The following is a 13,611-nucleotide window of genomic DNA, read 5'->3' as shown; positions in this document are numbered from 1 at the left end:
CGTGTGTACGCTGTCGACCGAGCGGGGGAGCTGCGAGCGAAGGGTGCGGATGCGGGCATGGCCGCACAGAAGCGTTTGAACCGCGAGGATCTGGTGACCACCGCGCTCGCCGTCGCGGACGCCGAAGGGCTCGAAGCGGTCACCATCCGCCGGGTCGCCCAGCAGCACGACGTCACACCCATGGCGCTCTACCGGCACTTCCCCGACAAGGACGGGCTGCTGCTCGCCCTCGCCGACCGGCTGCTGTCGGGCGCGGTGCTGCCCGAGCCGGACGACCGGCCCTGGTACGACCAGCTGCGCGACCTGCTCGCCGCTTTCGTCGAGGCGCTGCGCCCGCACCCGAACGCCGCGGTGCTGGCCTTCCGCGGCATGGTCACGACCGAGCCCGGACTGGCCGTCACCGAGCGGGCGCTCGCCCTCATGGCGGCGGGCGGCATGTCCGTCGAGCACAGCGCGGAGACCGCGAGCCACATCCTGGGCTCGCTCGTCGCCCTGGCCATCGTGGCGCCCGGCCCGCCGCCCGGCGCGGACCCGGAGGAGGGCGACGACGCGGTGCGCGCCAAGCGCGCGACGCTGCTCGCGCTCTCCCCGCGCCGCTACCCGTACGTCGTGGCCGCCGCCGAGCCGCTGGCGGCGTGCGCGGACACCGGGCTCTACTTCGACCGCGGCGTCGACATGATCGTGAGCGGCATCCGGGACGCCGCCGGTACGGAGACGGCCACCTCCCGCTGACCCGGAGCTGCCCCCCACGGCCCCGGAGCCGCGCCCCCCGACTCCCGGGGCGCGTGGGGCGTACGTGACGCGCGGTCACGTACGCGAGCCGGGACGTATCAACCGGTAAGCCGCAGGAGCGGCGGGCGGAACCCAGAATTCACCGGAAAACCCCTTCCCCGGCGAGTCTACGCGCGTATCTTGAGGCCCGACCGTGCGCGTACCGCCCCCTGGTGACGCGCCGTCACCAACGACCGCTCCGCACGAAGGAGATACCCCCCGGTGTCGCACCCCTCTGAGGCCACCGAGACGTCACCACGCCCGGCGGGGCAGCTGCCCGCCGGCTTCCGCAAGCGCTTCCTGCCGATCGGCATAGCAGGCGCCATGGTGCTGGCCGGGGTCGGCGTGCACGCCGCCTTCGCCGCGCCCTCGGCCGACGCCCTGATCTCCGAGGTCTACGGGGGCGGCGGCAACTCCGGCGCCACGTACACCAACGACTTCATCGAGCTGGCCAACGCCGGCGGCGCGGCCGTCGACCTGAGCGCCTACAGCGTGCAGTACCTGCCCGGCGCGCCCACCGCCTCCTCCAAGTGGCAGGCCACCCCGCTCACCGGCACGCTCGCCGGCGGCGGCCACTTCCTGGTCCAGGAGGCCGCGGGCACCGGCGGCACCACCACGCTCCCGGCGGACGTGTCCGGCGGCATCAACATGTCCGGCACCACCGGCACGGTCGCGCTGGTCTCCGGCGCCGACCCGCTGACCTGCCTGACGGCCGCCGACTGCGCCGCCGACCCGCGGGTCAAGGACCTGGTCGGCTACGGCACCGCGCTCGTCCACGAGGGCAGCGGCGCCGCGGCGGGCGCGAGCAACACCGCCTCGGTGGCCCGCGGCGCGGGCCTGACCGACACCGACGACAACGCGGCGGACTTCACCGCGGGCGACCCGACCCCGCAGGCCGCGGGCCAGGGCGGCGGCCCGACCGACCCGCCCACCACGCCGCCGACGACTCCCCCGACCACCCCGCCGCCCACGGGCGTCGAGGCGAAGATCCACGACATCCAGGGCGACACCCGCAACAGCCCGCTGGCCGGCAAGGCGGTGACCGGTGTGACCGGCATCGTCACCGGTGTGCGCGACTACGGCTCCTCGCGCGGCTTCTGGATGCAGGACCCGACGCCGGACGCCGACCCGCGCACCAGCGAGGGCATCTTCGTCTACACCGGCTCCTCCAGCCCCACCGTCACCGTCGGCGACGCCGTCACGGTGGCCGGCACGGTCTCGCAGTTCTACCCGGGCGGCGCCGACACCGGTGTGCAGGCGGTCACCGAGATCACCAAGCCCGCCGTCACCAAGGTCTCGTCCGGCAACGCGCTGCCGGCGCCGGTCGTGCTGGACGACAAGCACGTCCCCGACGCCTTCGTGCCGAGCGCGGGCGGCGGCAGCATCGAGGACCTCCCGCTGCGCCCCGCGGACTACGCGCTCGACCTGTACGCGTCGCTGGAGGGCATGAACGTCCAGATCAAGGACACCCGCGTGGTCGGCGCCACCGACCCGTACGCGGAGCTGTGGGTCACCGTCAAGCCCAAGCAGGACCCGACCAAGCGCGGCGGCACCCTCTACACCGGCTACGACCAGCCCAACTCCGGCCGCCTGATGGTGCAGTCGCTGCTCCCGACCGCGACCTCGCCCTTCCCGGTCGCGAACGTCGGCGACACGCTGCGCGGGACGACGTCGGGCCCGCTGGACTACAACCAGTACGCGGGTACGTACGCGGTCGAGGCCCGCGAGCTGGGCACGGTCAAGAGCGGCGGCATCACGCCCGAGGTCACCGGCAAGGCCGCCGCCGACCAGGCGACCGTGGCGACGTACAACGTGGAGAACCTGGCGCCGGGCAACCCGCAGTCGAAGTTCGACGCGCTCGCCCAGGGCCTGGTCCACAACCTGCGCTCGCCCGACATCGTCGCCCTGGAGGAGATCCAGGACAACAACGGGGCCACGGACGACGGCACGGTCGCCGCGGACCAGACGCTGACGAAGCTGACGGACGCGATCGTGGCGGCGGGCGGCCCGCGCTACGAGTGGCGCAGCATCGACCCGGTCAACGACAAGGACGGCGGCGAGCCCGGCGGCAACATCCGCTCGGTCTTCCTCTTCAACCCGCAGCGCGTCGGCTTCACCGACATCCCCGGCGGCGGCTCGACCACCGCGGTCGGCGTCACCGGCACCGGCTCCGCGACCGCGCTGACCGCCTCCCCGGGCCGTATCGCCCCGAACGACCAGGCGTGGAATTCCAGCCGCAAGCCGCTGGTGGGCCAGTTCACCTTCCGCGGCAAGAAGCTCTTCGTCATCGCCAACCACTTCGACAGCAAGGGCGGCGACCAGGGCATCGACTCGCGCTTCCAGCCGCCGGTGCGCAGCTCCGAGGTGCAGCGGGTGCGGCAGGCGATCCTGGAGCACGACTTCGTGCAGCAGCTGGAGACCGCCGACAAGAAGGCCGACGTCGTCGTCCTCGGCGACCTCAACGACTACCAGTTCTCGCCCGCGGTGCAGAGCCTGACCGGCAACGGCTCGGTGCTCACCGACCTGGTCAACACCCTTCCGGCCAAGGAGCGCTACTCCTACGTCTACGAGGGCAACTCCCAGGTGCTGGACCACATCCTGGTCTCGCCGAGCCTGACCAAGCGCGTCGACTACGACGTCGTGCACATCAACGCGGAGTTCGCGAACCAGACCAGCGACCACGACCCGCAGGTCATCCGGCTGCGCCCGTGAGGCAGTCGGCGTGAAAAGGGGGTGCGCGGGCTCCGGCCCGCGCACCCCCTCCGCGTTTCTCAGCGTCCGCTGCCGACCAGGCCCGCGGGCCGGCGGGCCAGGCCCGAGACGACGTTGCCGATCAGCGTGTGGCCCGTCCCGCCGGCCGTGGTCATGACCGACTCGGGGTGGAACTGCACTGCGGCCAGCGGGAGTTCGCGGTGCTCCACGGCCATCACCACGCCGTCGCCGGTGCGCGCGGTGACGCGCAGCTCGGGCGGCAGCGCCGCCTCGTCCGCGTACAGCGAGTGGTAGCGCCCGGCGGTGATGCGGGCGGGCAGCCCGGCGAAGACGGTGCCGCCGCCGTCGACCAGGGCGATCTCGGAGGGCTTGCCGTGCACGGGCACGTCCAGCGTGGCCAGGGTGCCGCCGAGGTGCTCGACGATGCCCTGGAGGCCCAGGCACACCCCGAAGACCGGCAGCCGGCGCTCCAGGGCGGCGTCCAGCAGCGCGGACATCGCGAAGTCCGCGGGCCGCCCGGGGCCGGGGGACAGCACGAGCAGGTCGGGGCGCACCTCGTCGAGCAGCGCGGCGCCGAAGCCTGCCCGGTAGGTGACGACGTCGGCGCCGGTCTGCCGCAGGTAGTCGGCGAGGGTGTGCACGAACGAGTCCTGGTGGTCGGCGAGCAGCACCCGGACCGCGGACGGCGACTGCCGGGGCCGCGGCGGTACGGCCGGGAGCGGGCCCTCGGTGTTCTCCACCGCGTCCAGCAGCGCGCGGGCCTTGAGCACGGTCTCGCGCTCCTCGGCGTCCGGGTCCGAGTCGTGCAGCAGCGTGGCGCCGGCCCGTACGGTGGCCACGCCGTCGCGGATCTGCACGGTGCGCAGGGTCAGCGCGGTCTCCAGGCCGCCGTCGAAGCCGATCCGGCCGACCGCGCCGCCGTACCAGCGGCGCGGGCTGCGCTCGTGCTCCTCGATGAAGGCGACGGCCGCGCGCTTGGGGGCGCCGGTGACGGTCACCGCCCAGGCGTGGGTGAGGAAGGCGTCCAGCGCGTCGCGGCCGGGCAGCAGTTCGCCGCGGACGTGGTCGACGGTGTGGATGAGGGTGGAGTACATCTCGATCTGCCGGCGGGCCAGCACCTCGACGGAGCCCGGCAGGCACACCCGCGCCTTGTCGTTGCGGTCCACGTCGGTGCACATGGTCAGCTCCGACTCCTCCTTGGCCGACACCAGCAGCTCCCTGACGTGCTCGGCGTCCTGGAGTGCGTCCGCGCCGCGCGCGATCGTGCCGCTGATCGGGCAGGATTCGACGGTGCGCCGCACGGGGTCGACGCGGACGAACATCTCCGGTGACGCGCCGACCAGGAATTCCGCGCCGCCGAGGTTGGCGAGCAGCCCGTACGGCGCCGGGTTGCGCTCGCGCAGCCGCCGGAAGACGGTGGAGGGCGCGGCCGCCGCGGCCCGGTGGAAGCTCTGGCCGGGGACGACCTCGAACATCTCGCCCGCGCGGAAGCGCCGCTGGGCGCCGCGCACCAGGGCCGCGTACTCGCCGGGGCGGTGGTCGCGGTAGGCGGCGGGCTCGGCCGCGGGGGCGGGGTCGGCCACCGGGGTGTCGCGGGGCAGGCCGTCGGTGGCGCTGCCGTCGTAGCCGAACTCGTAGGAGTGCTGGAACGCGGTGCCGCTGCGCCGGTCGATCTCCAGCACCCGGTCGGGCAGGTGCAGGACGAGGGTGCGGTCGCGGCGGTCGCGGTGCTGGTGCAGCGGCACCGGGTCGAAGCCGAGGATCAGGTCGTAGCCGAACGCCCCGTACAGGCCCAGCACCCGGTCGCGGGCGGCGTCGGTGGCCCCGGCGGGGAAGGCGAGCCCCGCGGTGAGGGCCCGCAGCAGGGTGAAGGCCGAGGGGCGGCGGGTGCGGTCCTCCTCGGGGAGCAGGCCGTCCGGCTCCGGCAGGGGTACGGAGAAGCGCCCGTCGTGCGGGGCGGCGGCGCCCGGGTGCGCGGCGAGGGCGGCGTGCAGGGCGGGCAGCAGGACGCGGCCGCGGTCGTTGAGGGCGGCGACCTCCAGCCGGCCGTCCCGCGCGGTGACCTCGACCGGCGGGTCGGTGTAGCCGAGGTCGTGCGGGTGGTAGCGGCCCGGCTGGTCGGAGCGGCAGGACAGCAGCAGGCCGCGCCGCCGGTCGAGGGTCGTCTCCAGCCGGCCGAGCCGCAGCTCCGCCTCGGTGCGGTCCAGCGGCCGGGTGTACCGGGCCACCTGGAGTCCGATGGGCGTGGTCCACCGGAGCGTGGCGATGGTCATCGCGCGGTCCGTTCTGCCGGTTTCCCCGGCGGGTTGCGGTGGTTCGGAGGTGGGCGCCGGGACCGCGGTGCCGGTTCCCGGCGGTACCCGCCCGGCGGGGGCGGTCAGACGCCCAGGTCGCGGCCGACGATCTCCTTCATGATCTCGTTGGTGCCGCCGTAGATGGGGTGCACGCGGTTGTCGACGAAGGCGCGGGCGACGGCGGTCTCCCGCATGAAGCCGTAGCCGCCGTGCAGTTGGACGCAGCGGTCCAGCACCCTGCGCTGCACGTCGGTGGCCCACCACTTGGCCTTGGCCGCGTCGACGGCGCCGAGGGTGCCGGCGTTGAGGGCGGCGACGGCCCGGTCCACGTAGGTGCGGGCGACGTCCAGTTCGGTGGCCATCTCGGCGAGTTCGAAGCGCACGTGCTGGAATCCGCCGATGGCCCGGCCGAAGGCCGTCCGCGCCTTGCAGTGGGCGAGGGTCTGCGCGAAGGCGGTCTCGGCGGCGGCGACCGCGTAGGCGGCGATGCTGAGCCGCTCGCGGGGCAGGTTGTCGGCCAGGTGCAGGAAGGCCCGCCCGGGGCGGCCGAGCAGGTTCGCGGCGGGCACCCGTACCTCGTCGAAGAACAGCTCGGCGGTGTCCTGCGCGCGCATGCCGATCTTCTCCAGCTTGCGGCCGCGGGTGAAGCCGGGCATGCCGCGCTCGACCACCAGCAGGCTCAGGCCCCGCGAGCCCTGGCCGGGCTGGGTGCGGGCCGCGACCACGACCAGGTCGGCGAGGACGCCGTTGGTGATGAACGTCTTGGCGCCCGACAGCACCCAGTCGTCGCCGTCGCGGCGGGCGCGGGTGCGGATCGCCTGGAGGTCGCTGCCGGCCTCGGGTTCGGTCATGGCCAGGGCGGTGATCAGCTCGCCGGAGCAGAAGCCGGGCAGCCAGCGGCGCTTCTGCTCCGCGTCGGCCAGCTCCAGCAGGTAGGGCGCGACGACGTCGTTGTGCAGGGCGAAGCCGATGCCGGTGGCGCCGACCCGCATGATCTCCTCGCTGAGCAGCACCTGGTAGCGGAAGTCGGGCACTCCCCCGCCGCCGTACTCCTCGGGCACGTCGATGCCGAGCAGCCCCAGCCGGCCCGCGGACCGCCACACCTCGCGGTCGACCTGCCCGGCCTCCTCCCAGCGGGCGTGGTGCGGGGCGATCTCCTTCGCCACGAAGGCGCGCACCATGTCCCGGAAGGCCAGGTGCTCGGGCTCCAGTTCACTGCCGCGCATCGCTCGCCCCTCTCGCCCCGGCCCTGATGATCTGCTCGACGGCCGACTCCCCGGCCCGCCGCCCGTCCTGCTCGAAGCGCACCTCCGCGACGGCCAGCCGGGTGGTGCACGTGGTCAGCACCGTCTCGATCCGCACCGCCCCCGGCACGAGCGGCGCGTGGAAGCGGGTGCTGAGCCCCGCGGTGAGGAAGCCGTAGCCGTCGGGCAGCGCGGAGAGCATCACCAGGCCCGCGAAGTGGTCGGACAGGCAGGCGATCCAGCCGCCGAACACCACGCCGGGGGTGAGGGTCAGGTCGTCGCCGAAGCGGGTCTCGCACACGATCCGGCCCGGCTCCCAGGAGGTCGCGGGCGGCAGCCGCAGGGTGCGGGCGGCCGGGGCGTCGTCCGGGGTGCCCGCGGCGATCTCGGCCAGCAGCCGCCGCCCGGCGGTGCGGGCGCCGGGCGGTGCGATGCCGCGCAGCCGGTCGGCGGCGCGTACGGCGGTGGTGCCGGGCGGGGGGCCGCCGGGCGCGGTGGTGGGCATCGGGTCTCCGCGGGGAGTCGAGGGGGATGGGGCGCGCCGCCGGTGCGGCTCGGGGGTGACCGCGACGCGGCGGCGCGACCCGGTCAGGGGGCGGCGGGCGCGTCCGCCGGGGCCTTGCCCGCGCCGGGGCCTCCCTCGGCGGAGCCGTCCTCGGCCGCCTTGCCGAGGGCGACGTGCTGCGCGATGTCGCGGCGCCGGGCGGCCAGGTCGTTGCGGGTCAGCGCCTCGACGGCGGCCTTGTCGTCCAGCTCGCGCAGCGCGACCTCGTCGACGTCCTGGAAGCCCAGCACGCCCATGCGCTTGAGGCCTTCCTGGACGCGCGGCCCGAACATGCCGATCTCCTTCAGGCCGGGCACGATCCGCATGAAGACCAGCCGGCGGAATTCCCGCTTGGCCGGGGAGCGGCGGGCGGCCTTGACCGCCTCCTCGCCGTAGCCGAGGACGTTCCAGATGTCGTCGTCCACGTAGCGGTCGCGCAGCGCCCAGCAGCCCTCGACGACGAAGTCCTCGCGCTCGCGGATCTCCGGCTCGCTGAGCTGGGTGTAGTAGTCGCGCAGCAGCAGCCGGCCGAAGGCGACGTGCCGGGCCTCGTCGCGCGCGACGTACGCGCTGAACGAGCGGGCCAGCGGGTCCATGAGGCGCTCGCGGTGCTGGCCGAAGGTGGCCAGGCCCATGTTCTCGATGAGGATGTGCGCGGCGAGCACGGCGAAGTCCCAGCGCGGCTCGGCCATCGCGTGCTCGAACATCGCGCTGATCGACGGGGACAGGCCGTAGCGCAGGCCGATCTTGGTGTGCAGGAAGCGGTTGAAGCCCTCGACGTGCCGGGCCTCGTCGACGATCTGGGTGGCCGCGTACAGCTTGGAGTCCAGCTCGTCGACGGCCACCAGGATCTTGCCGACGCCGACCAGGGCGGCCTGCTCGGCGTGCAGGAACTGCGAGTACAGCCAGCCGCAGCTGTGCCGGCGGACCACCGCCCGCTCGGACTCCGGCAGCCGCTGCCACAGGTCGGAGTGCGCGATGGAGATGAAGTCGTCGGGCAGCCCGAGCGGGTTGTCCGGGTCCACCTCGTGGTCCCAGTCCAGTTCGTCGGACATGTTCCACTGGCGCTGCTTGCCCTGGCCGTAGAGCCGGACCATGCGCTCGTTGCGGGTGTCGTAGTCCCAGGAGATGACGGCGTTGCCCTGGACCGGGACGATCCACTCGCCCGCGAGCGCGGTCAGTACCTCGGGCCTGGTGAAGTCGGGCACGGTGGTCATGCGGGGTTCTGCCTCTCGGTGGTGGGCGGTGCGGTGCCGGCTGCGGCCTCGGCTTCCGCGGACTCGCGGGCCAGCTCCCGCAGTTGCACCCGCAGCACCTTGCCCGCGGGGTTGCGCGGGACGCGCTCGATGGCGACGAAGCGGCTGGGGCGCTTGTACGCGGCGAGCTGCCCGACGCACAGGCCGAGCAGCTCGGCCTCGTCGAAGGTGCCGCCCTCGGCGGTCTGCACGAAGGCGACCGGGGTCTGCCCCCACACCGGTGAGGGCAGCGGGACGACGGCGACGTCCGCGACGTTCGGCGACTGCCGCAGGACGTGCTCGATCTCGGCGGGGTAGACGTTCTGGCCGCCGCGCAGGATCAGGTCGTTGCGCCGGTCGACGACCCACACCAGGCCGTCCGGCGCGACGCAGCCGAGGTCGCGGGTGTTGAGCCAGCCGTCGCGCACCGACTCGGCGGTGGCCTCCGGGTTCTTCCAGTAGCCCTGCATCAGCCCGTCGCCGGTGACCTGGAGTTCGCCGACGGTGCCGGGCGGCACGTCGTCGCCCGCCTCGTCGGTGATGCGCAGCGCGGTGCCGAGCATCGGGGAGCCGACGCACACCGCGCCGGGCAGCGGCGGCGCGCCCGCGGTGTCGTCCGGGCGCAGCGACAGCACGGGGCCGCCGCCCTCGGTGATCCCGAAGATGGTCTGGAGCCCGGCGCCCAGCTCCCGGGCGGCCCGCTCGGCCAGTTCGGCCGGCATCGGGGCGGCGCCGTGCAGCAGCAGCCGCAGGCTGCCGAGGTCGGTGCTGCCCAGCGCGCGGGCGTCCAGCAGCAGCCGGACCATGGAGGGCACCAGGAAGGCGTGCTCGATCCGCCAGTCGGCGAGCGCGGCCAGGCACCCTTGCGGGGTGTAGCGGTCCAGGACGCACACCTCGGCCCCGGCGGCCAGGTAGTCCAGGGCGATGACGACGCTGCCGTGGAAGAGCGGGCCCGCGTTCAGGAAGCGGGTGCCGGGCTCGGGGCGGACGTCGGCGATCCACGCCATGGCGTTGGCCTGCAGGGAGCGCTGGTCGACCACGACGCCCTTGGCCCGGCCGGTCGTCGCGGAGGTGTGCAGGATCAGCGCCGGGTCGCTCAGCGCGGTGCCGGGCGCCGGGGCGAGGGGCGGGCCGTCGGCGGCGGCGCGGCCGCGCTCCTCGACGCCGGCGATGTCGATGACCGGCAGCGCGGGGTAGGCGGCCCGCAGCCGGGCGGCGCCGGCCTCGTCGGCGACGGCCGCGGCGGGCTCCACCGAGTCGACGATGGCGGTGAGTTCGGGGTCGGTCAGCGCCGGGTTGACCGGCGCGGCGGTGAGCCCCGCGGCGGCGCAGGCGAGATAGGTCTCCAGCACCTCGACCCGGTTGCCGCTGAGCACCACGACCCGGCTGCCCTGCGGCAGGCCGCCGGCGAGCGCGGCGAGCGCCCGGACCTCGCGGTCCAGCTGCCGCCAGGTGACAGTGCGGCGGGCGTCGCGCAGCGCGACGGCGTCGGGGCGGCGGTCGAGCCCGCGGCGCACGATGTGGGCGAGCCACATGGCGTCACACCCCTTCCCGCACGGCGTCCGCCGGTGCCTGGAGCAGGTCGGCGACGGCCTGCACGGAGGTGAGGTCGGCGAGTTCCTCGTCGCCGAGCGGGCGGCCGAGCCGCTCCTCGCAGGCGAGGGCGACGCGGATCAGCTCGCCGGAGTTGACCCCGGCCTCGACCAGGTCGTCGGTGTCGGCGATCCGGTCGAGCAGGGCGGGGTGGTCGAGGTGGGCGCGGACGAGGTCGCGGGCGGCGGTCATACGGTCCTCCGGGGGCGGGCGCTGACGCCGACCATCGCCCAGTACGGGGCGGCGGCGCCGTCGAAGTACACGAGGGGTTCGGCGTCGCCGGTACGGCACGGCAGCAGCCGGTTGAAGCGGCTGCCGCGGCAGGCGGCGGCGAATTCGGGGGACTTGGGGGCGCCGCGCTCGTCGCCGACGGTCGCGACGAACGCGAACACCGGGTCCAGGCACTTGGCGACCCCGTCCTCGACGACCTCGCACCAGGCGTGGTCGCTGCCGAACAGGCCGAGCAGGTAGCCGCGCCGGGCGCGGGCCTCGTAGCCGGCGTGCCGCAGCCGGGCGGCCAGCAGCCGCGCGGCCACGATGCAGTCGGCGACACCGAGGTCCCAGGCCCGCTCGTGGTCGGCGCGCAGCGCCTCGGGCACCGTCTGGTAGGTGACGCGGCGCGAGGTGAAGCCGTCGACGACCTCCTGCCAGACCGCGGCGACCGCCGGGTCGCGCACCTCCTGGTGCGCGCCGCCCAGCCGGACCTCGGCCCGGTAGCCGGACGGTACGAGGTCGGCGCCGTCGAGGAGCGCCGGGGCGGCGGGGGCGAGGTGGAGCACGTCCACGCCGGGCGCGGCGCCGTCCGGCAGCCGTACCGTCACCTCGGGCCGGGGCCCGGTGGCGGGGGCGGCGGCGGGGCCGCCGGGGGTGTGCACGGGGTGCACACCGACCTCCCAGGTGCGCGGCTCGAACCAGGTGTCGCGGGGCGCGGAGGCGAAGCGCATCAGGAAGCGCAGGCCGATCTCCGGCACGGTCTGGCCGCTGCCGCAGAACATGCCGACGTTCATCAGGTCGTCGTAGTCGAACAGCGGGCCGCGCTCGCCGTCGTCGCGGTGCGGCAGCCCGCACGCGGCGAGCCGCGCCACCTGGGCGGGTTCGGCGCGCAGCGCCAGGGCGCCGGTGACGGCGTCCGTCTCGTAGCGGCCGATCTCCTCGGGCACCGGCCGGAAGCGGCCGATGGCGCCGGACAGCACGTCGGCCGGGGCGGTCTCCAGCGTCATGCCGCGTTGCCCTCCCGGACCAGTCCGGCGACGAAGTCGGCGAGTTCGCGGACGGAGGCGGTCTCGAAGAGGAAGTCGTCGGGGATCACGACGTCCAGCTCGTCCTCGATGTCGGTGATGGCGCGCAGCGCCTTGACCGACTCGATACCGGAGATCGCCGACAGCGGCTTGTCCGCGTCGATGGCGGACGCGTCGCCGCCGGAGTGCGCGGCCAGGGCGCGCACGACGGCGTCCAGCACCCGGGTGTCGGTGGCGCCTTGCACGGTGTCGCTGCTGCTCGCGGTCACTGGTGGGGTCCTTCCTCGGCTGCTGCCGCGGTCGCGGCAGGTACGGGGGTGGTGTCGCCGCGGGTCGCGGCGCGGGTGCGGTAGAGGTCGGCGGCGCCGGAGCGCTTGACCTTGCCCGAGCTGGTGAAGGGCAGGGTGGAGGTGGGGACGTGCACGACGTCCACCGCGCCGAGGCCGAGCTGCTCGGCGAGCCGGGTGCGGATGGCGTCGCCCACGGCCTCGGCGGCGGCCCGGTCCAGGCCGGTCTCCCAGATCACGACCATCCGCTCCTCACCGTCGCTGTCCCAGGCGAAGGCCGCGCACTGGCGGCGGCCCACGCCCGGCGTCGACTTGACGACGTCCTCGACGTCCTCGGCGTAGTAGTTCTGGCCGCGCACCACGGCCATGGCCTTCAGCCGGCCCATGACGTGGACCTCGCCGCCGGCGAGGAAGCCGATGTCGCCGGTGCGCAGCCAGCCGTCGCCGGTGAACGGCTGCCGCCCGGCGGGCAGGCCGAGGTAGCCGGAGGTGACGGGGGCGCCGCTGAGCTGGATCTCCCCGACGGTGCCGGGCGGCAGCGCGGCGCCCTCCTCGGTGGCGATCCGCACCCGGACGCTGCCGACGGGCCGGCCGCAGGAGACGACGGTGCGGGCCTCGGGGCCGTCGCCGGGTCCCGCGGTGCGCACGGTGTCGCCGATCCCGGCGGCGGAGCGGTCGACGCGCACGCTGCGGTGGGCCGAGCCGGGCGCGCCGGTGGAGACCATCAGCGTGGCCTCGGCCAGGCCGTAGTTGGGCTGGACGACGCCGGGGCGCAGGCCGTGGCCGCGGAAGGTGTCGTGGAAGGCGGTGAGGCTGTCGAGCCGCACGGGCTCGGAACCGTTGCCGCCGTAGCGCCAGCGGGACAGGTCCAGGTCGTCGGGGATGCCCTTGGCGGCCGCGGCGACGAGGTAGTCGTAGAAGAAGTTGGGCGCCGGGATGACCGTGGCGCCGGCCGCGGCGAAGGCCGACAGCCACGCCATGGGGCGCCGGACGAAGTCGCCGGGCTGCCACAGGTGCACCGGCGAGCCCTGCCGCAGCGCGGTGAGCAGGCTGAACAGGCCCATGTCGTGGAAGAGCGGCAGCCACATGCCGAGCACGTCGTCGTCGCCCCAGCCGGTGCCGGCGGCGATGATCTCCAGACCGGCGGCGGCGTTGTCGTGGCTGACCAGCACGCCCTTGGGGGCCGAGGTGCTGCCCGAGGTGTACTGGATGACGGCGGGCAGCGCGCCGCCCGCGCCGTGCGGCGGCAGCGGCGCGGCCGCGGCGGGCGGTTCCGCGATGTCGACGACGGCCACCCCGGCGGGCAGCGCGGCCGTGACGCGGGAGAGGATGCGCTGCCCCACGCTGCCGTCGACCAGCACCGCGTCCAGGTCCGCGTCCTGCGCGATCCGCCGGACGTGCGCCGCGTACGCGTCGGCGCCGCCGAAGGCCACCGGCAGGGCGAGCGGTACGGCGGCCGCGTCCAGCCGCAGCAGCGCGAGCAGCCCGCGCACCCACGGTTCACCGTTCGCCATCAGCAGCGCGGCGCGGCGCGGCGGCCGTCCCCCGCACGCGGTGAGCAGCCCGCCGGCCGTGCGCTCGGCTCGGGCGGCCAGGGCGGTGCCGGTGAAGGGCTCGTCCTGGCGGGTGGGGGTGTGCAGCAGGACGCCGTCGTCCAGGGACTCCGACAGCAGGCTCCACAGGTGCGTCATGG

11 protein-coding genes are annotated in these 13,611 nt (G+C 74.9%); 2 read left to right on the top strand and 9 right to left on the bottom strand.

The window, feature by feature from the left end; all coding sequences use genetic code 11:
* The first annotated feature begins 57 nt into the window (after window positions 1-57).
* Both ACH4SL_RS13675 and ACH4SL_RS13670 read left to right on the top strand, forming a co-directional pair.
* Window positions 58-732 (top strand): TetR/AcrR family transcriptional regulator, encoded by a 675-nt coding sequence (locus tag ACH4SL_RS13675; protein ID WP_398444748.1) that lies wholly within the window; start codon window positions 58-60, stop codon window positions 730-732.
* Window positions 733-1,095: 363 nt separating this feature from the next.
* Window positions 1,096-3,483, top strand: a complete 2,388-nt coding sequence (locus tag ACH4SL_RS13670; protein WP_398445333.1) for an endonuclease/exonuclease/phosphatase family protein — start codon at window positions 1,096-1,098, stop codon at window positions 3,481-3,483.
* 59 nt (window positions 3,484-3,542) lie between these two features.
* Here the strand turns inward: ACH4SL_RS13670 and ACH4SL_RS13665 are convergent, their stop codons facing one another.
* The 9 genes from ACH4SL_RS13665 to ACH4SL_RS13625 all read right to left on the bottom strand — a co-directional run bounded on the left by ACH4SL_RS13665 (window position 3,543) and on the right by ACH4SL_RS13625 (window position 13,609).
* The gene (locus ACH4SL_RS13665; protein WP_398444746.1) at window positions 3,543-5,756 is read right to left on the bottom strand and encodes an anthranilate synthase component I; all 2,214 of its coding nucleotides are present in this window, start codon (window positions 5,754-5,756) and stop codon (window positions 3,543-3,545) included.
* 104 nt (window positions 5,757-5,860) lie between these two features.
* Window positions 5,861-7,003 carry an acyl-CoA dehydrogenase family protein gene (locus ACH4SL_RS13660; protein WP_398444744.1) on the bottom strand — a complete coding sequence of 381 codons (1,143 nt, stop codon included), beginning with the start codon at window positions 7,001-7,003 and terminating at the stop codon, window positions 5,861-5,863.
* Complete coding sequence (locus tag ACH4SL_RS13655) at window positions 6,990-7,526, bottom strand: PaaI family thioesterase (RefSeq protein ID WP_398444742.1); 537 nt, start codon at window positions 7,524-7,526, stop codon at window positions 6,990-6,992. The genes ACH4SL_RS13660 and ACH4SL_RS13655 overlap by 14 nt, the downstream gene beginning before the upstream one ends.
* An 83-nt stretch (window positions 7,527-7,609) precedes the next feature.
* Complete coding sequence (locus ACH4SL_RS13650) at window positions 7,610-8,782, bottom strand: ferritin-like domain-containing protein (protein WP_398444740.1); 1,173 nt, start codon at window positions 8,780-8,782, stop codon at window positions 7,610-7,612.
* Complete coding sequence (locus ACH4SL_RS13645) at window positions 8,779-10,335, bottom strand: class I adenylate-forming enzyme family protein (RefSeq protein ID WP_398444738.1); 1,557 nt, start codon at window positions 10,333-10,335, stop codon at window positions 8,779-8,781. The genes ACH4SL_RS13650 and ACH4SL_RS13645 overlap by 4 nt, the downstream gene beginning before the upstream one ends.
* Window positions 10,336-10,339: 4 nt before the next feature.
* The gene (locus tag ACH4SL_RS13640) at window positions 10,340-10,585 is read right to left on the bottom strand and encodes a phosphopantetheine-binding protein (RefSeq protein WP_398444735.1); all 246 of its coding nucleotides are present in this window, start codon (window positions 10,583-10,585) and stop codon (window positions 10,340-10,342) included.
* A complete protein-coding gene (locus tag ACH4SL_RS13635; RefSeq protein ID WP_398444733.1) occupies window positions 10,582-11,613 on the bottom strand; it encodes a transglutaminase domain-containing protein in 1,032 nt (343 codons plus the stop codon). The genes ACH4SL_RS13640 and ACH4SL_RS13635 overlap by 4 nt, the downstream gene beginning before the upstream one ends.
* Entirely contained in the window at window positions 11,610-11,900 is a 291-nt protein-coding gene (locus tag ACH4SL_RS13630) for an acyl carrier protein (RefSeq protein WP_398444731.1), read from the bottom strand. Before ACH4SL_RS13630 ends, ACH4SL_RS13635 begins: the two co-directional genes overlap by 4 nt.
* Window positions 11,897-13,609, bottom strand: a complete 1,713-nt coding sequence (locus tag ACH4SL_RS13625) for an AMP-binding protein (RefSeq protein WP_398444729.1) — start codon at window positions 13,607-13,609, stop codon at window positions 11,897-11,899. The genes ACH4SL_RS13630 and ACH4SL_RS13625 overlap by 4 nt, the downstream gene beginning before the upstream one ends.
* Between the last annotated feature and the right edge of the window lie 2 nt (window positions 13,610-13,611).

This window comes from Streptomyces sp. NPDC021020, assembly GCF_044333285.1.
GTDB lineage: Bacteria > Actinomycetota > Actinomycetes > Streptomycetales > Streptomycetaceae > Actinacidiphila.
This window is presented reverse-complemented; position numbering and strand designations above follow the sequence as displayed.

Excerpts from the sequence above, each read along its gene's own strand:
- ACH4SL_RS13675 (WP_398444748.1), top strand. The coding sequence starts at position 58 with ATGGCCGCACAGAAGCGTTTGAACCGCGAGGATCTGGTGACCACCGCG.
- ACH4SL_RS13670 (WP_398445333.1), top strand. The coding sequence starts at position 1,096 with ATGGTGCTGGCCGGGGTCGGCGTGCACGCCGCCTTCGCCGCGCCCTCG.
- ACH4SL_RS13665 (WP_398444746.1), bottom strand. The coding sequence starts at position 5,756 with ATGACCATCGCCACGCTCCGGTGGACCACGCCCATCGGACTCCAGGTG.
- ACH4SL_RS13660 (WP_398444744.1), bottom strand. The coding sequence starts at position 7,003 with ATGCGCGGCAGTGAACTGGAGCCCGAGCACCTGGCCTTCCGGGACATG.
- ACH4SL_RS13655 (WP_398444742.1), bottom strand. The coding sequence starts at position 7,526 with ATGCCCACCACCGCGCCCGGCGGCCCCCCGCCCGGCACCACCGCCGTA.
- ACH4SL_RS13650 (WP_398444740.1), bottom strand. The coding sequence starts at position 8,782 with ATGACCACCGTGCCCGACTTCACCAGGCCCGAGGTACTGACCGCGCTC.
- ACH4SL_RS13645 (WP_398444738.1), bottom strand. The coding sequence starts at position 10,335 with ATGTGGCTCGCCCACATCGTGCGCCGCGGGCTCGACCGCCGCCCCGAC.
- ACH4SL_RS13640 (WP_398444735.1), bottom strand. The coding sequence starts at position 10,585 with ATGACCGCCGCCCGCGACCTCGTCCGCGCCCACCTCGACCACCCCGCC.
- ACH4SL_RS13635 (WP_398444733.1), bottom strand. The coding sequence starts at position 11,613 with ATGACGCTGGAGACCGCCCCGGCCGACGTGCTGTCCGGCGCCATCGGC.
- ACH4SL_RS13625 (WP_398444729.1), bottom strand. The coding sequence starts at position 13,609 with ATGACGCACCTGTGGAGCCTGCTGTCGGAGTCCCTGGACGACGGCGTC.